Source organism: Streptococcus parasanguinis ATCC 15912 (genome assembly GCF_000164675.2).
Classification (GTDB): Bacteria; Bacillota; Bacilli; order Lactobacillales; family Streptococcaceae; genus Streptococcus; species Streptococcus parasanguinis.
In genome coordinates this window covers 1,902,471-1,927,081 of record NC_015678.1, presented here as the reverse complement: position 1 = coordinate 1,927,081, position 24,611 = coordinate 1,902,471, and the positions used below count along the sequence as shown (strand labels likewise).

The 24,611-nt window shown below is 44.0% G+C and carries 23 protein-coding genes; 5 read left to right on the top strand and 18 right to left on the bottom strand.

Features of this window, described 5'->3' with window-relative positions:
* Positions 1-29 precede the first annotated feature (29 nt).
* The 10 genes from HMPREF0833_RS09000 to HMPREF0833_RS08955 all read right to left on the bottom strand — a co-directional run bounded on the left by HMPREF0833_RS09000 (position 30) and on the right by HMPREF0833_RS08955 (position 11,228).
* Positions 30-1,160, bottom strand: a complete 1,131-nt coding sequence (locus HMPREF0833_RS09000; protein ID WP_013904597.1) for an ABC transporter ATP-binding protein — start codon at positions 1,158-1,160, stop codon at positions 30-32.
* A 124-nt stretch (positions 1,161-1,284) separates the two neighbouring features.
* Entirely contained in the window at positions 1,285-2,145 is an 861-nt protein-coding gene (locus tag HMPREF0833_RS08995) for a helix-turn-helix domain-containing protein (protein ID WP_013904596.1), read from the bottom strand.
* On the bottom strand, positions 2,142-2,540 hold the full coding sequence (locus HMPREF0833_RS08990; RefSeq protein ID WP_003004765.1) for a Mini-ribonuclease 3: 399 nt from the start codon (positions 2,538-2,540) through the stop codon (positions 2,142-2,144). The genes HMPREF0833_RS08995 and HMPREF0833_RS08990 overlap by 4 nt, the downstream gene beginning before the upstream one ends.
* Positions 2,533-3,876 (bottom strand): cysteine--tRNA ligase, encoded by a 1,344-nt coding sequence (cysS, locus tag HMPREF0833_RS08985; RefSeq protein ID WP_013904595.1) that lies wholly within the window; start codon positions 3,874-3,876, stop codon positions 2,533-2,535. The genes HMPREF0833_RS08990 and cysS overlap by 8 nt, the downstream gene beginning before the upstream one ends.
* 41 nt (positions 3,877-3,917) lie before the next feature.
* Positions 3,918-4,682 carry a nucleoside phosphorylase gene (locus HMPREF0833_RS08980; protein ID WP_013904594.1) on the bottom strand — a complete coding sequence of 255 codons (765 nt, stop codon included), beginning with the start codon at positions 4,680-4,682 and terminating at the stop codon, positions 3,918-3,920.
* Between the two features lie 4 nt (positions 4,683-4,686).
* Positions 4,687-5,553, bottom strand: coding sequence for a GNAT family N-acetyltransferase (locus HMPREF0833_RS08975; RefSeq protein WP_013904593.1), 867 nt, complete (start codon positions 5,551-5,553; stop codon positions 4,687-4,689).
* A gap of 12 nt (positions 5,554-5,565) precedes the next feature.
* Positions 5,566-6,183, bottom strand: coding sequence for a serine O-acetyltransferase (cysE, locus tag HMPREF0833_RS08970; protein ID WP_003018264.1), 618 nt, complete (start codon positions 6,181-6,183; stop codon positions 5,566-5,568).
* Between the two features lie 24 nt (positions 6,184-6,207).
* On the bottom strand, positions 6,208-8,430 hold the full coding sequence (pnp, locus tag HMPREF0833_RS08965) for a polyribonucleotide nucleotidyltransferase (RefSeq protein ID WP_041818433.1): 2,223 nt from the start codon (positions 8,428-8,430) through the stop codon (positions 6,208-6,210).
* Between the two features lie 719 nt (positions 8,431-9,149).
* Positions 9,150-9,887 (bottom strand): hypothetical protein, encoded by a 738-nt coding sequence (locus tag HMPREF0833_RS08960; RefSeq protein ID WP_013904591.1) that lies wholly within the window; start codon positions 9,885-9,887, stop codon positions 9,150-9,152.
* Positions 9,888-9,905: 18 nt separating this feature from the next.
* Entirely contained in the window at positions 9,906-11,228 is a 1,323-nt protein-coding gene (locus tag HMPREF0833_RS08955) for a DUF6287 domain-containing protein (RefSeq protein WP_013904590.1), read from the bottom strand.
* A gap of 155 nt (positions 11,229-11,383) precedes the next feature.
* Between HMPREF0833_RS08955 and pepF the strand changes: the two genes are divergently transcribed.
* The 3 genes from pepF to HMPREF0833_RS08940 all read left to right on the top strand — a co-directional run bounded on the left by pepF (position 11,384) and on the right by HMPREF0833_RS08940 (position 14,381).
* Positions 11,384-13,180, top strand: coding sequence for an oligoendopeptidase F (gene pepF / locus HMPREF0833_RS08950; RefSeq protein WP_041818432.1), 1,797 nt, complete (start codon positions 11,384-11,386; stop codon positions 13,178-13,180).
* A gap of 126 nt (positions 13,181-13,306) precedes the next feature.
* Positions 13,307-13,942, top strand: coding sequence for an excalibur calcium-binding domain-containing protein (locus HMPREF0833_RS08945; RefSeq protein WP_013904588.1), 636 nt, complete (start codon positions 13,307-13,309; stop codon positions 13,940-13,942).
* Positions 13,935-14,381: a thioredoxin domain-containing protein gene (locus tag HMPREF0833_RS08940; RefSeq protein WP_231082284.1), complete on the top strand. Its 447-nt coding sequence runs from the start codon at positions 13,935-13,937 to the stop codon at positions 14,379-14,381. The genes HMPREF0833_RS08945 and HMPREF0833_RS08940 overlap by 8 nt, the downstream gene beginning before the upstream one ends.
* 70 nt (positions 14,382-14,451) lie before the next feature.
* Here the strand turns inward: HMPREF0833_RS08940 and trxA are convergent, their stop codons facing one another.
* The 7 genes from trxA to HMPREF0833_RS08905 form a co-directional block, all read right to left on the bottom strand.
* Positions 14,452-14,766: a thioredoxin gene (gene trxA / locus HMPREF0833_RS08935; protein WP_003013593.1), complete on the bottom strand. Its 315-nt coding sequence runs from the start codon at positions 14,764-14,766 to the stop codon at positions 14,452-14,454.
* A gap of 12 nt (positions 14,767-14,778) precedes the next feature.
* Positions 14,779-15,003, bottom strand: coding sequence for a DUF4649 family protein (locus tag HMPREF0833_RS08930; protein WP_013904586.1), 225 nt, complete (start codon positions 15,001-15,003; stop codon positions 14,779-14,781).
* A gap of 363 nt (positions 15,004-15,366) precedes the next feature.
* Entirely contained in the window at positions 15,367-15,636 is a 270-nt protein-coding gene (gene rpsO, locus HMPREF0833_RS08925; protein WP_003004251.1) for a 30S ribosomal protein S15, read from the bottom strand.
* Between the two features lie 426 nt (positions 15,637-16,062).
* On the bottom strand, positions 16,063-18,153 hold the full coding sequence (locus HMPREF0833_RS08920) for a Cna B-type domain-containing protein (protein WP_013904585.1): 2,091 nt from the start codon (positions 18,151-18,153) through the stop codon (positions 16,063-16,065).
* 219 nt (positions 18,154-18,372) lie between these two features.
* The gene (locus HMPREF0833_RS08915) at positions 18,373-19,101 is read right to left on the bottom strand and encodes a pseudouridine synthase (RefSeq protein ID WP_013904584.1); all 729 of its coding nucleotides are present in this window, start codon (positions 19,099-19,101) and stop codon (positions 18,373-18,375) included.
* Between the two features lie 2 nt (positions 19,102-19,103).
* Positions 19,104-20,255, bottom strand: a complete 1,152-nt coding sequence (locus HMPREF0833_RS08910; protein ID WP_013904583.1) for an MFS transporter — start codon at positions 20,253-20,255, stop codon at positions 19,104-19,106.
* Positions 20,256-20,360: 105 nt separating this feature from the next.
* Positions 20,361-21,524 carry an MFS transporter gene (locus HMPREF0833_RS08905; RefSeq protein ID WP_013904582.1) on the bottom strand — a complete coding sequence of 388 codons (1,164 nt, stop codon included), beginning with the start codon at positions 21,522-21,524 and terminating at the stop codon, positions 20,361-20,363.
* A 146-nt stretch (positions 21,525-21,670) separates the two neighbouring features.
* Between HMPREF0833_RS08905 and HMPREF0833_RS08900 the strand changes: the two genes are divergently transcribed.
* On the top strand, positions 21,671-22,357 hold the full coding sequence (locus HMPREF0833_RS08900; RefSeq protein WP_013904581.1) for a cyclic nucleotide-binding domain-containing protein: 687 nt from the start codon (positions 21,671-21,673) through the stop codon (positions 22,355-22,357).
* A gap of 60 nt (positions 22,358-22,417) precedes the next feature.
* Positions 22,418-23,032: a peptide deformylase gene (gene def / locus HMPREF0833_RS08895; RefSeq protein ID WP_003004253.1), complete on the top strand. Its 615-nt coding sequence runs from the start codon at positions 22,418-22,420 to the stop codon at positions 23,030-23,032.
* A 201-nt stretch (positions 23,033-23,233) separates the two neighbouring features.
* Here def and HMPREF0833_RS08890 read toward each other — a convergent pair whose 3' ends face one another.
* Entirely contained in the window at positions 23,234-24,475 is a 1,242-nt protein-coding gene (locus tag HMPREF0833_RS08890) for an aminopeptidase (RefSeq protein WP_003015886.1), read from the bottom strand.
* Positions 24,476-24,611: the final 136 nt, after the last annotated feature.

Below are 24,611 nucleotides of genomic sequence, written 5' to 3'. Positions count from 1 at the left end.
TGTCTCAGTCTCTATAGCGCCAGTAGGTATTAGTATACTGTCTTTTCAGTTTCTTTGTCGAAGAAGTGAGCTTTGTTCAAGTCAAATCCAAGTTCGATGGTTGCACCTGTTTCAAGGTAGTCACGCGCATCTACTTTAGCGATGAATTCGTTGTCACCAACTTGGCAGTACAAGTGAGATTCAGAACCAAGCAATTCAGATACAGAGATCGTTGCTTTTACTACTGATTCTGGGAAAGTTTCAAGGAATGCAGCTTCTGTATTCACGTCTTCTGGACGGATACCAAAGATCAATTCTTTACCATCATAACCTTTTTCTTTCAAGACTTTCAAAGCACCTTCTGGAACTTTCAAATTCAAGCCGTTAGTAACGATGTGTCCACCTTCCAACTTCACGTTAATGAAGTTCATGGCAGGGCTTCCGATAAATCCAGCTACGAATTTGTTAACAGGGTTCTTGTACACTTCTTGCGGAGAACCAATTTGTTCCACACGTCCAATTGTACCAGTACCAGCTGGGTTTTTAGTAGCAGACATGATAACGATACGGTCAGCCAATGTCATCGCTTCTGTTTGGTCGTGGGTTACATAGATTGTTGTAGCACCGATACGGCGGTGGATTTTCGCGATTTCAGCACGCATGGATACACGAAGTTTAGCATCCAAGTTTGACAAAGGTTCGTCCATCAAGAACACTTTTGCATCACGGACAATGGCACGTCCCATAGCCACACGTTGACGTTGACCACCAGAAAGGTTAGCTGGTTTACGATCCAAGAATTCTTTCAAGCCAAGGATTTCAGCTGCTTCTTGTACACGTTTGTCGATATCTTCCTTGCTGTATTTACGCAATTTCAAACCAAATGCCATGTTATCGTACACAGTCATGTGTGGGTAAAGAGCGTAGTTTTGGAATACCATGGCAATATCACGGTCTTTAGGTGCTACGTTGTTTACAACAGTACCATCGATCGAACATTCACCTTCTGTGATGTCTTCAAGACCAGCGATCATACGAAGAGTAGTTGATTTACCACATCCTGAAGGACCTACGAAAACGATAAATTCTTTGTCTTTGATGTCCAAGTTGAAGTCTTCAACTGAGTAGTGTTCGCTATTTGGATATTTTTTATAAATGTGATTAAGATTCAATTCTACCATGATGGTACTCCTTTGATTTTTATAATTCTATTGTAAATGAAAACGTTTTACAAATCTATGGCAAGTCTCACAAAAAAGAAAAAGAGTTTTGTGCAAGTTGCACAAAACTCTAGATTGATTCCGTTTAAATCACATCTTGTAAGACCAAATGATAACACAGGGCTAGATCTGTCAGATTTTTCAACTGAAGACCCGTCAACTCCTCCCACTTATCAATCTTGTATTGGAGCGAATTGCGGTGGAGATAGAGTTGTTGGGCGGCCTTGGTTACGACTGCCCCATTGTCCCAAAGAGCAACAATGATGTCTTGCAATTGATCTTGACTTTCAATCAACTGATGCAAGCTTGCTTTGATTGGGGTGAGATCCAGATCTGCCTGCTCGATTCCCCACAGATAGAGTTGGGAAAAGCGATAGACACCTTGATGGCCTTCTCGAATCCAAGCTCGAAAGACCGCCTGTTCTGCTCGGATGACAGGAGACACTTTCCCGTCTTTAGACTCGGTCCATACTTGCCCGACCAGGATAGATAAACGAATATTGAAGTCATACTCCATGGCAGAGACGGTATCTTTTAAGATATCGGCCACAGGCAAAGTCTGATCTTGGTCCAGAATAAGCACATAATCTTGTCCGCTCAGTTGCAAGGTTGCTCGGAAGTTGGGCAAGAGTGTCTGCATCATCTCTAGCCAAGAAGCCGTCCCTTCCGCTGTTGAATGCGAGAGGTGGCAATAGACAAGCTGCATTTTTTGGATGACTTGAGGGGCTTCTCCCTTTCCATCGATCAGGTACTGGTACCAAGGATTAGGGGCAACCTCTTCTTCACCGCCCAACCAGGAAATCAATTGTTTTTCTCGCTCGGTTAACTCTTCTTCCTTCAGCAGCAACCATTGATGAGCCTGAAGGGGAATGGCTACATAACCAGCTGGTGGATTGGCTTGATCCGTCACCTCTGCATGAGGAAACCACTCTCTGATATTTTTCACTGCTTTCTTCCTTCTTCTACTTGCTGGATGCACCAGTCAATCAGCTCTTCTAGACGAGAAAGCTCCCCCGTCATATGGAGATAGCCCATGACAGCCTCAAAGCCCGTCGACATCCGATAAGTCACGACATCGGCATTTTTGGCCTTGGTATGGCTATTGGTATTGCGACCGCGCTTGTAGATCTCCAACTCTTTTTCCGTCAGAATTTCTTGCTCCAGCATGCTTTCAATCAAGCTTGCCTGAGCTCTAGCAGAGACATAGCGGGTGGCAGCCTGGTGAAGCTTATTAGGCTTGGTCATCCCTTGAAAAATCAGGTGTCTGCGAATATACATGGAATAGACCGCATCTCCCTCAAAGGCAAGGGCAATCCCATTGATTAGATTGACATCAATCACGTGTCCACCTTACACCTTCTTTTGTATCCAAGAGCTTGATTCCTTGCGCAGCCAATTCATCACGAATGGCATCTGCTCGCGCAAAATCTTTCTTAGCCCGCGCTTCCTGACGTTCAGCGATCAAGGCTTCAATATCTGCATCCAAGACTTCTTCGACAAAGACCACTCCAAAGACTTCTAACATCTTGGTCAAGGCATCCTTGACGTCTTGGTTGTAGTGACCTGAATTGATCCATTTAGCCAATTCAAAGACGACGGTAATCCCGTTTGCCGCATTGATATCTTCATCCATAGCCGCGATAAACTTGTCCACAAAGCCTTCCAAGTCTGCTGGATCCACTTCTCCTGTGAAAGGTTGCTCATAGGTATTTTTCAAATACTTGAGGTTGGTTTCCGCATCGCGCACCGCTTTTTCTGTGAAGTTAATGGGCTTGCGATAGTGCTGAGTCGCAAAGAAGAAGCGAAGCACTTGGCCGTCGATAGTCTTCAATGCATCATGCACAGTGATAAAGTTTCCTAAGGACTTAGACATTTTGACATTATCGATATTGACAAAGCCATTGTGCATCCAGTAATTGGCAAAAGTTTTTCCAGTCTTAGCTTCTGATTGAGCGATTTCATTGGTATGATGAGGAAACTCAAGGTCAGCTCCACCACCGTGGATATCAATAGTATCCCCTAAAATCCCCGTTGACATGACTGAACACTCGATGTGCCAACCAGGACGACCAGGTCCCCAAGGGCTGTCCCAAGAAATCTCACCTGGTTTGGCAGCCTTCCAGAGGGCAAAGTCGACTGGATTTTCCTTGCGAGCTGTTTCTTCATCTGTCCGACCTGAAGCGCCTAGTTCCAAGTCTTCTAGAGTTTTATTGGCTAACTTAGCATAGTTGTGGGATTTTTCCACACGGAAATAGACATCGCCTTGGCTCTCATAGGCATAGTCTTTTTCGATCAAGTCAGCGACAAAACGAATGATGTCATCCATAAACTCGACCACACGAGGGTGGCGGGTTGCAGGTTTCACGCCAAGAGCCGTTACATCCTCACGGAAGGCCGCAATATACTTGTCTGCCACTTCCTGTGGAGTAATGCCTTCTTCTTTGGCACGGTTAATGATCTTATCATCCACATCTGTAAAGTTGGAAATGTAGGCAACTTCGTAGCCACGATACTCAAAGTAGCGACGAATCGTGTCAAAGGCCACCGTTGAGCGGGCATTCCCTACGTGGATATAGTTGTAAACCGTTGGCCCACAAACATACATGCGGACCTTTCCTTCCTCGATGGGGATAAATTCTCGCAAATCACGAGACATGGTATCATAAATTTTTAACACGCTTCATTTCCTTTCTGTTTTTAGATTTTGAATCTATATTCTCATTTTTCCAACTCTAACGCAATATCGACAGCAATCTTAAAGAAAGTCATAGCATCTGCTTTTCTATCTTCACGTCTAGCATCCCATTCGTGATTGTGATGATCCACATAGTCAGCCGTGTAGAAAAATTGATAGACCTTGGCTTGTCGATATTGAGCCCAAGCCATGATAGCCGAAGCTTCCATATCTACAACTTTCGCTCCTGCTGCAAGTCTTCGTTTAACCTTAGCAGCTGTTTCACGATAGAAGGCATCTGTCGTCCAAGCTTTAGTCCGAATGTGCTCAATACCAGATTTGTTCAAAGCGTTCTCCAGAGTTGAGAGAAGCGCTTCATCATAAGAAATCTCATCACTTGCTGGAGCGTAGTGGTAACTTGTACCTTCATCACGTAGAGCTGAACTTGGTATAATAATTTTATCTGCTTGAATAGACTGATCTAGAACTCCACAAGAGCCCAGAACAATAAAGTTGTTAAAACCTCTCGCTTTGAGTTCTTCTAAGAAACCCACAACCATTGGAGCTCCAATAGTAGCCATAGCAACTGCAAGTTTAAGTCCATCTACTTCATAGATATACCATGGAAATTTGCCATTTAGGTTGGTGAGATAACCACCTTCATAGACTCCGTCTATCTGCTTGACTCTTTCCACTATCTCTCCATTAAAAGACAGAATAATAGTGTCACAAATTTCTCCACTACTAAGAAGGCTTCGATCAGTTGGCTCTATCACAGCAGGTACATTTTCAAATTCTTCTAGTAACATTTATTCACTCTTTCCTATCTAGATAAACCGCCTGAGTCTGTTTGATAAAGCTAATCTTTTCATACAAGCGTTTGGCACCTACATTGCTATCTTCCACTGCAATCTGAAATTCCTTATCATTTTGCTCAATGAGTTGGTTGATGAGGGATTTTGCTAGATAGCTTCCGTAACCTTGCCCACGATAGACTTCAGCAATCGCAAGTCCATAAAGGTAATTGCATTTTCCAGATACATCGACCGTACAAACGCCAATCACTTGACCTTCTTTGAGTAATATGTACAGCAGACTATCAGGATCCTTCAAAGCCTCTGAAATGTATCTGTGGCTCACTTCCGGTGCTTCCACTTCATCTGAAAAGGTTTGGTGGTGGAGCTGGGCAATGGCTTCAAGATAAGAAGGATCTGCCAAGAGCACATCGACATCCGAACGGGAATCTAATGCATAAGTGGTTCGATCACGTCCTAACCAGGTTTCTGTTTCGTCATCCTCAACCAGTCCCCAATTGCTGGCAAAATCAGGATGGCGCTCTAGAAAAATACGCTCTGTCTGAAAAGTCACAGACTCAATTGGATAAGATGCCGTTTCTTTCTCAAAACTTCTATACAAAGCACGCGCAATTCCCTGACGACGATGATTAGGGTGGACCAGGATCGCTACTTCCACATCTTGGTCATCCGCATAGATAGTTAATAGGCCAACAAGTTCACCTTTTTCATAATAAAGGAAAAAGGCCGGCATATCGGGATCAAAATTGAGCATATTGGAGAGATAAGGATCCCGAAACGTTCCGTCATACTTCTGACAAATGGCAATAAGGGCCTTTGCTTCCAGTAGTTGGTGGTCATTCAATGTATTGGTTGATTGAATCACGTAGCGATCTCCTTACAAACTCGAAGACCGATGGCTGGCTTCCTTAGCATGCTCCAGCTTGTTCATGTAGTATTCCCGTTTTTCTTCTTCTTGATGAATGACTGGTTCGTCTTTTCGACCGTGCACCCGCACAATCTTGGCAGGAACACCGACAACGGTTACATCACTTGGTACATCTGAGACGACGACAGCTCCCGCTCCGACTTTGGCCTTGGCTCCGATTTCCACTGGGCCGATGACTTGGGCATGAGCGGAGACCAAGGCTCCTTCACGTACCGTTGGATGGCGTTTGCCGACATCCTTTCCTGTTCCCCCAAGGGTCACCCCATGGTAGAGCATAACGCCTTTTTCAACAATGGCTGTTTCCCCGATAACGAGGCCCGCTCCATGGTCGATAAAGACACCAGAAGCAATGGTCGCACCTGGATGGATCTCAATCTGGGTCCAAAAACGCCAGAATTGGCTGTGCATCCGCGCCAAGAGCTTAAATCCATGGTTCCACAAAAAGTGGGAAACACGGTGAGCTGCCAGTGCTTTGACGCCCGGATAGGTCAAAAGGACCTCCAGCGAGGTACGCGCTGCTGGGTCATTTTCTTTTACAATATTGATGGTTTCACGCCACCATCCCATACCGTGCTCCTCCTTTTCTAATGATTATTCTGAATCTTTTTGTGTAATGGTAAAGTCTTTTTTAGGTTTGTGATCTTTGTTGTGGTGACGAGGACGATCGCCATGACGAGGACCCTTTTCACCTTTTTCTTCTGAATGTTCAGGTTTTGGCGGACGTGGCAATAGTGCCTTCATAGAAGCATCGACACGACCTTTTTCGTCAATCTTGATAATCTTGACATCCACTTCATCGCCAATCGCTACCAAGTCTTCGACACGGTTGGTACGAGTCCAAGCCATTTCAGAGATGTGAACGAGGGCATCTGTCTTGTCAAAGAGGTTGACAAAGGCACCGAATTTCTCAATCCGAACCACTTTGGCATGGTAGACTTCATCCACTTTGGCTTCACGCACCAAACCAGCAATGATTTCCTTAGCACGGTTAATGGCATCTTGGTCGCTCGAGTAGATCGATACGTTCCCTTCTTCGTCGATATCAATCTTAACGCCTGTTTCAGCGATGATCTTATCGATGGTTTCTCCACCCTTACCGATGACAATCTTGATCTTGTCGACATCAATCTTGATGGTATCAATTTTCGGAGCAGTTGGCGCCAATTCTGGACGCACTTCTGGAATGGTTGCTTCAATCACGTCAAGGATTTCAAAACGAGCTTTCTTGGCTTGGGCAAGCGCTTCTGTCAAGATTTCTGCAGTAATCCCTTGGATCTTGATATCCATTTGAAGGGCTGTAATCCCGTCACGAGTTCCAGCAACCTTGAAGTCCATATCTCCAAAGTGGTCTTCCAAACCTTGGATATCTGTCAATACGGTGTAGTTGTTTCCATCTGAGATGAGACCCATGGCAATACCAGCTACTGGGGCCTTGATTGGCACACCACCAGCCATAAGGGCAAGTGTTCCCGCACAGATAGATGCTTGAGATGAAGAACCATTTGATTCCAATACTTCTGCTACCAAACGGATGGCATATGGGAATTCTTCCAAGCTTGGCAATACTTGAGCAAGGGCACGCTCACCAAGAGCACCGTGACCAATTTCACGACGACCAGGCGCACCGTAACGACCTGTTTCCCCTACAGAGTATTGTGGGAAGTTGTAGTGGTGCATAAAGCGTTTCTTATACTCAGGATCCAAACCATCGATGATTTGCGTTTCACCCATTGGTGCCAAGGTCAAGACAGAAAGGGCTTGCGTTTGTCCACGCGTAAAGAGACCTGAACCGTGCACACGAGGAAGATAGTCAACTTGTGCATCCAAAGGACGGATTTCATCGACCTTACGACCATCCGGACGAACCTTGTCTTCTGTGATCAAACGGCGCACTTCTGCGTGTTCCATTTGTTCCAAGATTTCAGCCACGTCCCGCATGATGCGATCAAACTCTTCGTGGTCTGCATATTTTTCTTCGTAAACTGCTGTGACTTGGTCTTTGACTGCTTGAGTCGCAGCTTCACGAGCCAATTTTTCTTCTACTTGAACCGCTTTTTGAAGGTCGCTGTTGTAGGCTGCGATGATTTCAGCCTGCAAGTCAGCATCTACATGAAGCAATTCAACTTCTGCTTTTTCTTTCCCAACTGCCACAACGATTTCTTCTTGGAAGGCAATCAATTCTTTAACGGCTTCGTGCCCTTTGAGAAGAGCTTCCAACATGATTTCTTCTGACAATTCTTTGGCACCAGACTCTACCATGTTGATAGCGTGTTTAGTACCAGCTACTGTCAATTCAAGAAGAGAGCGCTCTGCTTGTTCTTGCGTTGGGTTGATGATGATTTCCCCGTCCACATAGCCTACTTGTACCCCAGCGATTGGTCCGTCAAACGGAATATCTGAGATAGAAAGAGCCAATGATGAACCAAACATGGCTGCCATTGGGGCAGATGCATTTTCATCGTAAGAAAGGACTGTGTTGATGACTTGCACTTCATTACGGAAACCTTCCGCAAACATAGGACGGATCGGACGGTCAATCAAACGCGCTGTCAAGGTCGCATCTGTAGAAGGACGACCTTCCCGTTTCATAAAGCCACCAGGAAATTTCCCAGCCGCATACATTTTTTCTTCGTAGTTGACTTGAAGTGGGAAGAAATCCCCAGTTGCCATTTTCTTAGACATGACAGCTGCCGTCAAGACAGTTGACTCACCATAACGCACGACAACAGCGCCATTTGCTTGCTTCGCAACCTGACCCGTCTCTACGATTAACTCACGACCCGCAAAAGTCGTTTGAAACACTTGTTTTGTCATTGTAATCCCCTTTGGATTGATAAAATTATACGACTTGCCTACAAAAATCAGGATACAAAGGGCGTGAAGAATCCCGTATGAAAATAGGAGATTGACGCAGTGTGCCACGCACACCAGGAAATCTATCTTTTTCACTAGGGATTTAGCCCGTGTTCAACTATCAAGATACTAAGCCGTTAAGCAACTCAAAGGAAAATAGGAAATCGAACGACGGAGCGAACGCTCCTAGGTAGATTTATCTTTTTCCACAGAGTTGTAGGCGGGTTCAATTCTCAAGATACTAAGGCCGCAAAAAGCAAAGTAAAAATAGGAAACTGGCGAAGTCTTCGATGAAGACAAGACAGTTTATCTTTTTTACACAGCTTTTCGGCCGGGTTCAATTACTCAAGATATTTTGGACGGTTCGGCTTGCCGAACATTTCTGTAGAAAAATAGGAAGGTGACGCCACACTCGATGAGTGCTAGGAATCTTATCTTTTTTCCTAAGAAATGAGGCCAAAATTCAGTTACTCAAGATACCAAGGCCACCCAACTCAACGAGATATGGATTGCAACAGCCTTACTGTATGTTATATCCTCATCTTTGTATCCAAGCACGTATAACCTCTATTTTACCATATTCAAGTCCAAAAGAAAAAGGCTTTAAAAGCCTTTTTCGAGGAATATTTGATTTCCACTTATTTTAAAATTCTAGAGCTAGATATAGCCTTTATTTATTTTTACGATTTCACAAATTCTGTGCTGTCGACATAAAAGCGTGTTTTGTGTGTTCCACCCTTGTAGTTCTTGTTGTTACGTTTCAAGACAAAACGTCTGTATGGATCGGAAGTCCCTTGGATGGTCGTTGTCACTTCAACCGAATCTTCATTGATCACCCATTCATCTGGTGAAGGAATTTCCATCGGTGGCATCGCTCCGCCACGACCACCAGCTACAATTTCGTAGAAGGCCTTGTCTTTTGTCGAATAGATCCAGCCGTCTTTCTTTTCATTTGTTAGTTGGATCAGCTGGTCTTGTGAAAGGCTGCGAATAGAGTCCGATGTCTCTTCTGCATTCAATTTATCAATGATATCTTGTAAATTATAGGTTTCTGGCGTGTAGGTATTGTAGTAATCAATGAACATGTCTTGCGAGTAGCCTTCAACTGCACTGTGATCGTTGTTCAACTCCAGCAAACGAGTCGGTTGCACCTGAAGTGAATAGGTTAAAGACGCACTGTTTTCAATAATCGAATAGATATCCGCTTGGTCTGCTTTTGACAAGGTCCCAATGGCTTCTTTATCATGTTCATCTGACTTAGCTTCTTCTGACTGCTCTTTTTCTTGGGCCTGGTCAGATGATTTTTTGACCGATGAAGCTCCTACCGGACTGTGCTTACGCTCATAGCGTTTTGGGGCGCAAGCTGCTAGGGAAAGCAAGAGGGCTACAGCTAGTAAATATGTTCCAATTTTTTTCATGTTTGTCTCCTTATTTTCTTAGTCCACACGGTAGAAGAAGTCACTCTCTTCCCAGCATGCTGATTGACCTGCCCAAATACGATCTTTCCCACTATCAGAAGGATCTGCTTTCTGTTCAACATAAACAGGAAGAGTAACTCCTGCCGGAATAAATCTGATAATCGCACCACCAACCTTATGCTTAGGATTACTGAAACCTCCACTAAGATGATTATCCGTTGGTTGAATTCGATTGACCAGCATATTTTCACCATTCAAGAAAACCTGATCTGCTGATCCATTTCCATCAAATACAAGCGTCCAACCTTTCCCATTTTTCCAGGTTCCTGCAATACTTGAAAAATCACCGTTCTGAATTTCTTGAATATTCATTCCGCTGCTTTTCTTACTTGAGCTTGCTGATTTAGAACCATCCACACGCGTTGTGAATTCAAGGGCGATCCAGCCTTGTCCAGATTCAAGCTTGCCCCAAGTATGACCATCCGCATCTACGGTTTCCGTAATGGTGTAAATGCCTTTTGTGATCATCCCTGCAGAGGGAGCTGAAGTAGACGGTTCTTTTCGAATACGAAGATCGGCTACGCTAACTTGTACTTGGAAGCTTACTGATTTTTTCTCTTCTGCTTTTGCTGTTGATTTGGAGTCGCCTGAACCGTCAAATTTTTTCCAGTCTAGCTTACTGAGATCCAACTGCTTGGCTGACATCCCAAGAGCCTGCTCTGCTGTTTGGTTCCCACCAATTTGAATGGTTGCTTTCTTTTCTTCCTTGGCTTCCCCTTTTCCTAGCGAATAAAGGGTCAATTCCCGGTCTGGGCTCACAGATTGCCAAGTAGCATAGACGATTTGTCCATTATCGAAAACTTCTAAACTGGAGCGATAACCACCCACCGCAGCTGTATAAGCTGTATGCAGCAATTCGGCTCCTTTACCTTTGAGGTAATAGATGGCAGAAACATACTGTTTGTTTCCAGTGTATTGATTGGACACCAAGAGCTCATCCACACCATCTTGGTTCAAGTCTGTAAAAGCATACTGAAAGGTTACCGGAGTTTCCAAGCGCTCCAAAGCATCTAGATAGATGCTTTCTTCTGAACCGGATTGTATTTTACCTAATTCCGCAAACAGGCCTGTTTTATCGTCATTTTTAAGAGCTGTATCATACTTAGCATACCGCTCCAAAACCTCTTGATAATACTTCTGACCTGTATCCTTCTTTTCTTTTTTAACCGATGATGACGTTGCCGTTTTTGGTTTACTTTGGCGTTCATAACGTTTGGGCGTACAAGCCACTAGAGCTAGAACGGACGCACCCGCCAGTAGTGAAATCACGACCTTTTTCATAAAAACCTCCTCATCTCTATCCTAGTATATCAAAAATGGTCAATTTTTCCAGCTCTTTTCAAGATTTTTACACAAGCATTTTCCCCTCTCCCTCTATGTTTCTATCCTGTTTTCTGCTATACTTAAGGAAGAACACCGATCAAAAGGAGAAAATTATGGAATTAAAAAAACGTTCTGAATTTCCTGAGAACGAACTCTGGGACCTCACAGCCCTCTACCAAGACCAGGAAGACTTCTTGCGCGCCATTGAAAAAACACGTGAAGAAATCAATGAATTTGTCCGTAACTACAAGGGCAACCTCCACACCTTTGAAGACTTTGAAGCTGCCTTTGCGGTCTTTGAACAAATTCAAATCCAACTCAGCCACATTGGCAACTACAGCTTTATGCCCCAAACCACTGACTTTGGTGATGAAGCTTTCGCAGAGATTGCCCAAGCAGGGATGGATTTCGAAACTTGGGCAAGCGTCGAACTTTCCTTCTTTGATGATGCTTTGGTAGAAGCGGATGAAGAAGTCCTCGAACGCCTGGGGCAACTCCCTCACCTCACTTTTGCCATTCGTCAGGCTAAAATTAAAAAAGCTCACTACTTGGGAGCTGATGTGGAAAAGACCTTGACCAACCTGGGTGAAGTCTTCTACGGACCACAAGACATCTATACCAAGATGCGGGCAGGTGACTTTGAAATGGCTGATTTTGAAGTGGATGGAAAAGTCTACAAGAATAGCTTTGTTACCTATGAAAACTTCTACCAAAACCATGAGAATGCGGAAGTTCGTGAAAAAGCCTTTCGTTCCTTCTCAGAAGGTCTCCGCAAGCACCAAAACACGGCTGCTGCTACCTATCTAGCTCAAGTCAAGTCTGAAAAACTGATTGCAGATATGAGAGGCTACGATTCTGTCTTTGACTATCTCCTAGCTGAGCAGGAAGTAGATCGTGCCATGTTTGATCGTCAGATTGACCTGATCATGAAGGACTTTGCTCCGGTCGCTCAAAAATTCCTCAAACACGTGGCCAAGGTCAACGGCCTTGAAAAAATGACCTTTGCTGATTGGAAGCTGGACTTGGACAGTGCACTCAACCCTGACGTTACCATTGATGACGCTTATGACTTGGTCATGAAATCTGTAGCACCTCTTGGAGAAGAATACTCACGCGAAATCGCCCGCTACCAAACTGAACGCTGGGTAGACTTTGCGGCCAATGAAGGCAAGGATTCTGGTGGTTATGCGGCCGATCCATACCGCGTCCATCCTTATGTCCTCATGAGCTGGACAGGACGGATGAGCGATGTCTACACTCTGATCCACGAGATCGGACACTCTGGTCAATTCATCTTCTCAGACAACAACCAAAGCTACTTCAACGCCCACATGTCGACCTACTATGTGGAAGCTCCTTCTACCTTTAACGAGCTCCTCCTCAGCGACTATTTGGAACACCAGTTTGACGATCCTCGTCAAAAACGTTTTGCCTTGGCTCACCGTTTGACAGACACCTACTTCCACAACTTCATCACCCACTTGTTGGAAGCAGCCTTCCAACGCAAGGTCTACACCCTGATCGAAGAAGGTGGTACCTTCGGTGCTAGCAAGCTCAATAGCATCATGAAGGAAGTCTTGACAGAATTCTGGGGCGACGCCGTTGAGATCGATGATGACGCGGCTTTGACCTGGATGCGCCAAAGCCACTACTATATGGGGCTTTACAGCTACACTTACTCAGCTGGCTTGGTTATCTCAACAGCGGGTTACCTGCATTTGAAGAACTCCGAAAACGGAGCCAAAGATTGGCTGGACCTCCTTAAATCAGGTGGTAGCAAGACGCCACTTGAGTCAGCCATGATCATCGGAGCAGATATCTCAACTGACAAACCACTCCGCGATACCATCCAATTCCTTTCAGACACTGTGGATCAAATTATTGCCTATAGTGCAGAATTGGGAGAATAAGAACAAATTTCAGACTTAGTTTATTCTAAGTCTGATTTTTTATTTAAATATCACCAGTTAGTGATTGAAAGCGCTCTTATGTTGTGGTATGATGTTCTTGGATAAATATCCGAAGGGAGTAACATTATGAAAAAACGATTGATTTTAACAATTTTAACTGCGTTATTATTTGGAGCTTGTTCAAATCAAAATGAAGTTTCTCAGAACGAAACTGAAAAACCGGTAGGGTTCGTTCAAAAAGAAGAAAAAGCTAAAAAAGAACGCGATGAACAAGAGAAAGTAGAAAAAGAGAAAAAGGCAAAGGAAGAACAAGAACGAAAAGAAAAAGAAGAGCGTGAAAAGAAAGAGGCTGAAGCAAAACAACTTGCGGATCAAGCAGAAGCTGCTGTACAAGCATTAGAAAATAATCAAGTAACAGAAAACATTGCTCCAGCTCAAGCTGCTATCGCAAATGTAGCGGATCAAGGAACAAAAGACCGCTTAACTCATCGTGTTGGATTAGTACAAAATGCCATTACTGTCAGGGAACAACAAGCTGCTGAAGCCGAACGAGCTCGACAAGCCACAGCCGCTGAGCAGGCAAGACAAGCTACAGCTGCCCAACAAGCGCAGCAACAACAAGCATTTGTCACACAACCTCAACAAGGGAGCTATCGAAATTGTAGTGAAGCACGCGCTGCAGGTGCTGCACCACTTTACAGAGGACAACCTGGTTATAGCGCTCGCTTAGATAGAGATGGAGATGGAATCGCCTGTGAATAAGAAAACTACGATTCTTATTTTTTCTATTTGTATAATCTCCCTTCTTGCTATCTTATACATGAATTTCAAAAAGGGAGAAATTATTACCCCAGATTCTTACAAAGAAGCAATGACTTACGTCAAAAAGATTCGTCTATCTGAGGTAAAAGACAAAATCAACAACAAAGAAAATTTTATCCTTTACATCGGACGTGAATCATGTCCATACTGCCAAAAATTCGCTCCCAAGTTAGCGGTTGCTATTCAAAAAACGAATCAGACTGTTTACTACCTTGATAACGATTCAAAAGAGCGAAAAGATATCACATCCTTTGCACATGATATGAATATCAAGACGGTACCAAATTTGTCATCTTTTAAAAAAGGTAGTAAAGAAAACTATCTAAAAAAAGGTAGCAAATCAAGTATCGAAGAGATTATGGAGCTCTTGACTCAATGAGCCAATTTTAAAACTTCAATACAAAAAGAGTAAGATACAACGATTCGCTTCCCATCTTACTCTTTTTGTATTAACTCAACTCCGCCACAATGGCCTTAATTTGTGCTGCGGTATGCACTCCTGCTACTTGTTTAACAACCTGCCCATCTTTTTTAAAGAGCAAGGTTGGGATGGACATAATGCCGAAAGCACGCGCTGTTTCTGGATTTTCATCCACATCCATTTTCAAGATTTTTAACTCATCTTCCGAAAGTTCTTCCGATAATTTTTCTAAAATAGGAGCTTGCATGCGACATGGACCACACCAGGTTGCCCAAAAGTCTACCAAGACCAAGCCTTCTTTTGTTTCTGCTTCAAATGTTGCGTCTGTAATTGCTTTTGCCATTTTCTATCTCCTTTAGTTTTGGTACTGCGTCAAATCTTGCTTCATCAAATAGAAGAAGACATCCCCGTAAGTCCCTTGGTAATCCAACTCATGACCATTATAGGCCAGTTTCACAACAGGATAAAAATCTGCTACCCCAATCAAGCAGGCTTGTTGGGAGCGTTCAAACTCTTCGTAGGAATCAAAATGCATGACTCTTTCTTGTTTTGCACTGTCTAGATATGTAATATCAATCATAGCGATAACCTCTATTTCTTATGATGCATCAATTGTAACTCTATGCATTACATCTGTCAAACAAAACGACTTCTCAGAATGATGGATCTTGTTCGATAAGGAAAAGACAACAAAACAGCCCTCTGAATTCAGAGGGCTCCATTCTTGCTGTATAAAACGTTTCTAGACAAGGCGACGAACCGAAGATTGTACTATAATTCTAGTGAAAAAGAAAAGTCACCCTATATTAGAGTAACTTTTTTTGTATTCAATTGAACACGGCCTAAGCACTTGGCAAAAAAGATAAAATCTCCTAGAAGCTGAAGCTTCTTCGTCAATTTTCCTATTTTTGCTTTGTACTTTTGACGGCCTTTGTATCTTGAATTAACGACGAAGTCCAAGAGAGTTGATCAACTCACGGTAACGGTTAACGTCGTTTGTACGAAGGTAAGCCAACAAGTTACGACGGCGACCGATTTTCTTCATCAAACCACGGTAAGTAGCGTGGTCTTTTTTGTGTTGTTTGATGTGTTCGTTCAAGTGGTTGATTTCCCAAGTAAGGACAGCAACTTGTACTTCTACTGAACCAGTGTCACCTTCGTGACGTGCGTATTGTGCAATGATTTCATTTTTTTTCTCTTTTGAGATTGCCATGATAAGCTCCTTTTCTTTATGCTCTATCCGAGTGGCAGGTTTGGCATAGCCTGCTACCAAGAAAGAGTTAGTTGTCTATTCGACCTTCTTATTCTACCAAGATTTCATCTTTCTGTCAAACACTTATGTTTCCTTTAAGATGAGTTTATAAGAGAGGAACTTTTCTCTTTTCTATAAAGAACCTCAATAATTTGGACAGCTTAACGAATTCATTCTTCAAGCAACTTATTCAAAAGAGAGTGGGACAGAAATCGGTAATTCGTTAGAATTTGATTTCGTCGTCCCACCTCCGCACAGTTGAGTAGGGCTGTAAAAGCTGATGAAATCAGCGTAGTAGAGCCCACTCAACCACTGCGTCTTGCTCGACAATCCAAAAATAATTGAGAGGCTAGGACTTTTGTCCCAGCCTCTTTATCGGTATGAAGCTTATTTCTCTTTCCGTTTACCACGCAAGAGCAAAGCCAAAGCAAAAACTGCTAAGAGGGCACCGAGTATGGTCAACCCGTAAGCAATAACTTCACCAGTTGATGGAAGAATTTTTTTCTTTCCTTCTCTTGGTGTAGTTGGAGTTTCGGGTTTCTCCGGTGTGCTTGGCGGGGTCGTTGGTAGTGTCGTCGATGGCGTTGTAGGAGGGGTTGTAGGTGGAGTCGTTGGCGGGGTGCTTGGTGGTGTTGTCGGTGGGATATGACGATTCGTTACCGTGAAACCATCAATGTTGCTTGTATAACCAGCTACTGGATCCTCTGTAATGGTGTAGACAATCTTCTTGCCGTCCTTGTATACAGGTAGATCCGTAAAGCTTGCCTGCCAATTATCAGTCGCTGTGATTTCTTTCACAGCCACTTCTTGACCATCTGCAAGAAGGCGGACAGTGATTCTTTCTGGACGAAGACCGTCTTTATTTTCCTTATCATCCCAGACTTTCTTAACCACTACTTCTGTCATGTCTGGTATACGATTGTTAGTAATATTCGTTCCCTCAACAGTTGTTTCGTACCCTGCAACAGGTTCTTCTGAAACGGTGTAGGCAATGATATTCCCAGCATCGTCGACAAGATCGAGATTATCAAAACGATAGGCCCAATTCCCTGTTGCATCTGGTTTTACTTCTTTAGAAGCCACTTTAAGACCGTTTGCTAGGAGATTGACAGTAATTTTTGATGGACGTTTGCCATCTTGATTATCATTGTCATTCCATGTTTTTTGACCAGAGATGCTGGTCTTTTCTTTTTGGTTCACAACATCACGAGAAATTGCGAGGTCATTTCCAAAATCGTCCTTGCTGATCTTGATTGGCTCTTCTGAGAGAATATAGCCTGTTGGAGCTTGAATCTCTTGAACCGTATAAGCTTGCTTGATCAAGCCAGTAATGGTTCCAACACCATCCTCATCTGTTGTGATGATCCCAACTTGCTCACCTGTATCATCTGCTGTCACAGCAAAGGTAGCACCTGCAAGAGCCTGAACATTTTCTCCTTTTTTATGGATAGTGAATGAATATTTTTCACCATTAAAGTTTCCTTCAAGGAATTGGTACAGGATGACTGCGTCTTTAGTTTGCTCCTCGACCTCCGTAGCTGTCATAGTTGCATGATTTTTGTAAGCTGTATTGATCACCGGTACCTTGTCCAAATAGACATCATAACGAATGGTCATTCCTTGCTCGGGAGCTAGATCCCCAATGTGAACCGTTAGAGATTGACCATCAGCACTGACAACCGGAGAATAGTCCTTGGTGACGTTCGTGGTGTCTCTTAAATGATATGCCCCATCTTCGTCACTGATCCTCCAAGTTCCTGTATGGATATTAACAGAATCTACTTTGATCTTTCCATCTGTAAAAGCCAATTGATCTTTAATATCAATATTATGGAGGGCGGTATGCCCTTGATTGATGTTCAAGGTATAGGTCAATTTTAATTTATCATCTGAGTTGGTCCATCCCCATTTGCTAAAGACTTCTGGAGTAGGAGGATTTTCACCCGGATTGACCCCTTTGTACTCAATTTTCCCAAACGGTTTAGACACACCATTAATGGAAAGACTAAAATCAAGCATTTTCTGATCTTTGACAACTTGGTGATCCACACGCACAAAGAAACGCAATGAACCTGTCACATGAGCCATTTTTTCAGGATAGTCTGTATAGGTCACTGTAATCTTTTTTCTTTGATTGTCTACTGTCGCCGTCGCAACTTTTTGACCGCTAGGATCCAGTAGGTCAACTGTGTCCATTTCCAAGACTTTAAAATCATTTCCAAGTTCAATTTCTGTCTTGTCTCCCGACTTTACTTGTCCATCGGGTAACTCAAACTTCGCTTTTACTTGAAAACTTTCCCAGACACCAATCGGATCTGTTAGAGATCCCCCAGAGGACTTCGAAAACTCCACGGATGTAATGATACTATTGATCGTATCCGCATGTACCTTGGTAATCCTATCCGTTTTGGCAAATCCTAAAGCCGCTAGTAAAAATAGGGCAACTGTTGTCACAACAGAATAGAGCCACTTTTTCATAAACGATTTTTCTCCTTTTTCTACGTTTACTAGATATGGTATGTTAGTAAAAAAATTATCACTACATATTGTGAATTTACGCACAACCTATCTTTTTTCATTATAATCAATTTATTTTGATAGCACAAGCGAATTGTTTCATTTTTGCCTATTCAGTTCATTTTATTGATACAAATAAAAAATAGCAGTCCGTTAAAGTCAGACTGCTTGTTTTTTCGCTTATAAGGGAACTCCGAACACCTCTAAAGAGGCCAGTTCTGAAGGCTGAAGTCTTCGCCATTCTCCCAATTTTAGACTTGGATCTAGCGTTAGAGGACCCATAGAGATCCTCTCTAAATCCGCCACTTCCTTGCCACAGGCAGCGACCATACGCTTAACCTGATGGAATTTTCCTTCAGCGATTTCGATTTCGACGTAGGAGCTGGCATTTGCCTCATTCACCTCTAAGATCTGCAATCTCGCAGGTAAGGTCGTAAAGTCTTTGAGGGCAATGCCTGCTTCAAAACGGGCTACATCTGCCTCATCCATGATCCCAGCTACTTGGGCACGGTAAATCTTCGACACATGCTTCTTCGGCGAAAGCATGGCATGAGCGAGCTTGCCATTATTGGTCAAAAGGAGCAAGCCATGGGTATCGATATCCAGACGTCCGACAGGAAAGACTTCCTTATGACGGGCTGTCTCATCTAATAGATCCAGCACAGTTTGGTGGTGATCATCTTCAGTCGCTGAGATAACCCCAGCTGGTTTATTGAGCAGATAATACACGAAGGTTTCATGGACCAAGTCTTCCCCCATAAAGGTCACCCGATCCTTGCCTGGGTCAATCTGTAGCTTTCCTGCTGTCTCTTTTTTTCCATTCACTGCAATTTTCTTTTGCTTGAGGAGTTGCTTGACCTCAGTCCTGCTCCCCACGCCGCAATCCACTAAAAATTTATCTAGCCGCATAATTACTTCCTGCTCTTTCGCACAATCCAAAGGCCAAAAAATGAAACCAGGATCATGAGGATACCAGAAAATCCAAAAATAAAGACTGGAGCAGATGAGATCGTCCCTAATAGACTAAGGACAAAGGTCGTTGCGATCGAACCTGTACTGCATCCCAAAACTGCAATGGATGTTGCCTGGCTCAAGACCCCTGCTGGCATCTTATCAGATAAGACATTGTAAACTGTTGTAAGAGCTACACTGTAGGCGAAGCCAGAAGCAATGGTTACAAGGGCAAGAATCAAGAGATTTGGAGAGACACCGATCAATAGTTGGGTCACACCAAAAGCTACTCCCGAAACCAATAATAAACGATCGCGGAATAGATGCGTTAAAGGCGAGAAGGCCAAACCTGCCAAAATTCCGACAAATTGCATGGCTGCTAAAATAATCCCAGCAGTTTGGGCAGTTCCATGTCCCACTTGCTCTACCACACTTGGAATCCGAACGGTGATCATGACATTAGACAAGACGATAGCTGCCGCAACGACCGCTAAGCCGAGTGCTGTCTGCCATTGCCCCCCTGTCATCTTGACATCCCGGTGTTTTTCCTCCACTGCTTCCGTCGTAGATCCATATGGCACAAATAAGAGATACAAAAGTAAGATAGGAATACTGATACCGTAGACGAGAAAGGCAGCCTGCCAGCCAAAGCGAATCAAAAGGCTGACTCCAAAGGTTAAAACGGCCGTCCCAACAACCTCCGCAGAACCACGAATACCAAGGGTTTGAACGCGTTCCTTCCCTTTATAGCGCTCACTGATAATGGCAATGGCAGAAACATTGAGCAAACCAACTGCCATCCCGAAAATAATCCGAGACAAAAAGACAACCGGATAAGCTGGACTGATTAAGGGAATAAAGCCACATAGAGCGTAAGCAACTAAGCCTGTCACAATCATCTGACGCTCTGAAAATAGGCGCCCAATCCATTTATTGAAGATGAGTGAAACCATGATCCCGGCAGAAGGAAGCGAGACCAAGAGCTCAATCATGCTGTGAGGAATTCCCCTGTAATAGGCAAACATGGCCGACTGCGCACTCGAAATCGAAAACGAGGTCGTCAAAATAAATGAAAGCGCGAGAATACTCACTTTCTCCATGATTTTTTTCATTATTCTATCCTTTAAACTAATCTTTTTTTCACACTCCTCCTATAATAACACGAGCTAGTGACAGGACGCAATCAATTGAATTAAAAAAACGAAATGATTTCTCTATCATTTCGTTCGTGCTAACAATTGCGAGGCGAAGACTCCCGTTCCGACCATCAAAGCGCCAATCCAGACAAAGAGCAGGTGATTGGAAGGAGCTAGTGGCGTCACCAACTGGATGAAGAAAGAAGAGAGGGCTGATCCGAGATTGCAGCCAATCAAGACCAGCGAGGTCGCAAGGTTCAGGAGATTGGTCGGGATTTTTTCAGATAGGTGATAGAAGATACTGGTGACTCCCGTACTGTAGGTAAATCCTGCTAAGAGGGTTCCTAGAACTAAGCTCCACAACTGTCCGGACAGGCCAATCAAGGCCAGAGCTAGACCGAAACCAAAGCACATGATCATGAGCAAGTTCTTTTTGAAAACATGTGTCAAACTGGCAAAGCCTACCCCTGCTACAATCCCTGTTAATTGCATCAGACTCAAGACGGTTCCAGCTGTTGTCGCTGTTCCCATACGAGCGTCAACAATGATATCCGGCACTCGTAGGCTAATGATAGAATTGAAGCAAATGATGATACCAGCAATCACAGCTAGCATTAGACTAAAACGCCATTGAGGGGAGCGAAGGCGTGCGGAACCTTTCTTTTTCTCCTTCAAGCTAGCCTGTTTTTTCTCCTTAGGATAAGGGACAAAAAGGATATAGAAGAGTAAAATCAAGTAACCACCACCATATACGGCAAAGATCGCTGGCCAGCCTAGGGGTAAGAGTTGTCCCACAATAAAGGTCAAGATGGCAGAACCCACTACTTCAGCAGACCCCCGATAACCCAGCATCCGGGTCTTATCATTGCCTGAGTAGCGCTCACTGATAATTGAAATAGCCTTGGCATTGATCATTCCTGTCCCCAAGCCAAAGATCAGACGACTCAGAAAGATGAGAGGATAGTCCTGCACAATCAAAGGCAAGAGCCCACTAGTTGAAAAGAGCAAAAGCCCTACGACAATCATCTGGCGCTCACTCATCCACCGCTCGATCAGGCTATTTAAAAAGAGCATAGCCACGACCGCAAAGGCTGGCAGGGAAACCAAGAGTTCCACCTGGCCTGCTGAATATCCGAAGTGGCTAAAATAGGCCTTCATAGCCGGCAAACCGGCTGTAATTGAAAAGGATGAGATCAGCATGAGCGACAAGCTCAATAGACTGATTCTTTCCATTGTTTTTTTCATTTTTTATTTCCTACACTTTACTGGTAATATTTTGATTTTACTAGTTTTTTTCAGAAAAGATTCAAACTAGTATTTTCAATAGAATCCTAGTATAATCAATTTAGAAATAGAAAAATAGGACATTTGTCCTATTTTAGGAGATTGAGATGAAAAAAATTTCCCCATCTACAAGACTCAAGGATATCATCACAGACTACCAATTGGACCAGATATTTCCAGGCGACTGTCTTAGCCAGCTGGACCTCGTTCTCTATCAGGCTGGAGATTATATCTGCCGCCAAGGCTCTGAGCAAGATGTCATTCCTTATTTTCTCAAAGGCCGGCTCAAGATTATCCACAGTCTTGAAAATGGTAGCGACACCATCCTTGAAATCCAAGAAAAACCTGGACTCTTAGGAGAGATTGAGCTCCTGCTAGATCGGGTCTGTATCACATCGGTCATTGCTGACCAAGACTCGCTAGTCGTCCAGCTCCCAGCCCAGCACTTTAAGAAGCGCCTCCTGCTTGATCCAACCTTTTTGCGCTCTACGGCCAAGACCTTGGCTGAGAAATTGCACCAGATCAACTATTTGGCTCCTGCCAACTTTCATTATTCGGTCAAGGAACGCCTCGCTACGCATTTTCTGGAGCATTGCGATGAAAATGGGACCCTCAAGCCCAAGATGAATCAGCTAGCCCTGCGTTTTGGGATCAGCTACCGCCACCTTAGCCGTGTCATCAAGCAGATGATCGAAGAGGGCTTAGTCCAAAGAGAAGGGCGAGTCTATACGATTTTAGATGCAAAAAGGATGAATGATTTGTCCATCAAACATGCGGAAACCGTCGACAGATAACTTTAATTTTAGGCTCTTTTGTGTTATCATGGAGGGTAGAAAGAAAGTGAGAGTAAAACGATGAAAGCAATTGAAAAAGTTACAAGAGCATCCCATTTGATTGATATGGATGACATTATCCGCGAAGGAAATCCAACACTTCGAGCTGTTGCAGAAGACGTGACCTTCCCTTTGTCTGATCAGGAAATTATCCTGGGTGAAAAAATGATGCAGTTCTTGCACCATTCTCAAGACCCTGTCATGGCTGAAAAACTCGGCCTCCGTGGAGGAGTGGGACTCGCAGCCCCTCAACTGGATATCTCAAAACGAATCATCGCTGTTTTGGTTCCCAATCCAGAAGATGCTGATGGCAACCCACCAAAAGAAGCCTATAGCCTTCAAGAAGTCATGTATAATCCAAAGGTTGTCGCCCATTCTGTTCAAGATGCTGCGCTTGGCGACGGGGAAGGCTGTCTCTCTGTAGACCGCAACGTCCCAGGCTATGTGGTTCGCCATGCCCGCGTGACTGTTGAGTATTTCACAAAAGATGGGGAAAAGAAACGCATCAAACTCAAAGGCTACAACTCCATCGTCGTTCAACATGAAATCGACCACACCAACGGCATCATGTTCTATGACCGCATCAACCCAAACAACCCATTTGAAATCAAAGAAGGTCTCTTGATTTTAGAATAGCGTAAATGACAAAAAGTAAGGTAGTAGTGAATCATCACTACTACCTTACTTTTTTTACGAAACTGCGTCTACCGATTTCTGTCTCTCGGCGCAGGGGTTGATTGGAACTACTCCTACCTACGGTACTCGTACTTCCTAATCAACTGTGTGGGGGCAGGACTACGAAATCGAGACTGCGTCTACCGATTTCTGTCCTGCTCCCTATATTGCCCAATCTCCGTTGCGGAAGACTGGGACGCGGGTGCCGTCTTCTCGGATGCCGTCGATATCCATTTGGCTTGAGCCGATCATGAAGTCGACATGGACATCTGAGCGGTTGAGGCCGGCTGCTTCGAGTTCTTCTTCTGTGAACTCTGCGCCACCTTCTACGCTGGTTGCATAGGCTGCCCCGATGGCCAAGTGGTTAGAGGCATTTTCATCAAAGAGAGTGTTAAAGAAGGTGATGCCTGACTGTGAAATTGGGCTTGGGTCTGGTACGAGGGCACATTCACCCAAGGCACGCGCTCCCTTGTTTTTGAAGACCAAATCTTTCATGACTTGATCGCCTTTTTCAGCTGTGATATCCACAATTTCTCCATTTTCAAAGGTCACTTTGATGCCTTCGATGATGTTTCCATTGTAGCTAAGCGGTTTTGTAGAGGTGACATAGCCTTCTGCACGACGGAAGTCAGGAGCTGTGAAGACCTCTTCTGTCGGCATATTTGGCAAGAAACCTTCACCTTGGGCATTGATAGCTCCGGCAGATTCCCAGACGTGGTTCTTCGGCAAGCCAAGAGTCAAGTCCGTTCCAGGTGCTGTGTAATGAAGAGCTGAGAATTGTTCCTTATTTAGTGTATCTGCCTTGCTCTTGAGAATAGCTGCATGCTCTTCCCAAGCCTTGACTGGATCTTCCTCATACACTCGACAAGTCTTGAAGATTTGATCCCAAAGAAGGTCCACTGCTTCCTCGTCGCTCGCCGCATTTGGGAAGACCTTTTTCGCCCATTCTAAACCTGCTGCAGCAGCAACTGTCCAGCTGACCTTGTTAGATTGAGTGGCGATGCGCATTGGTTTCATGGCCATGCCCAAAGCCTTAGCTGAGGCAGAAAGCTTCTCTGCATCAACACCATTTAAGGCACCTGGATCAGACGAGCGCACACCCAAGCGACTAGCCTTGTGGTCTAAGAGGTAGTTCATCTCTGCAATCTTGTAGTCAGGCACGTTGTCCAAGCGATCCATCGGTGCATGGAGGAATTTTTCCCGGGTAGTGAAGTCATCTGCCCATTGGACAATCACTTCGTGTGCCCCTAAGGCATAGGCTTCCTTCACAATCAAGTGGGCCAATTCTCTTTGTTCCACATCGATGTTCAAGACCAAGGTATGGCCAGGTTGCACGTTGATGCCGTTCGCAACCAACAATTTAGCGTATTTTTCAAGATTTTCTTTAAAATTTGGTAAAACCATTGCTTTCTCCTTCATAAGTGAATAATCTTCTCCTAGTATACCATAAGTCCATGCAAAAAGAGAGTGGGACAGAAATCGGTAATTCGTTAGAATTCGATTTCGTCGTCCCACCTCCGCACAGTTGAGTAGGGCTGTA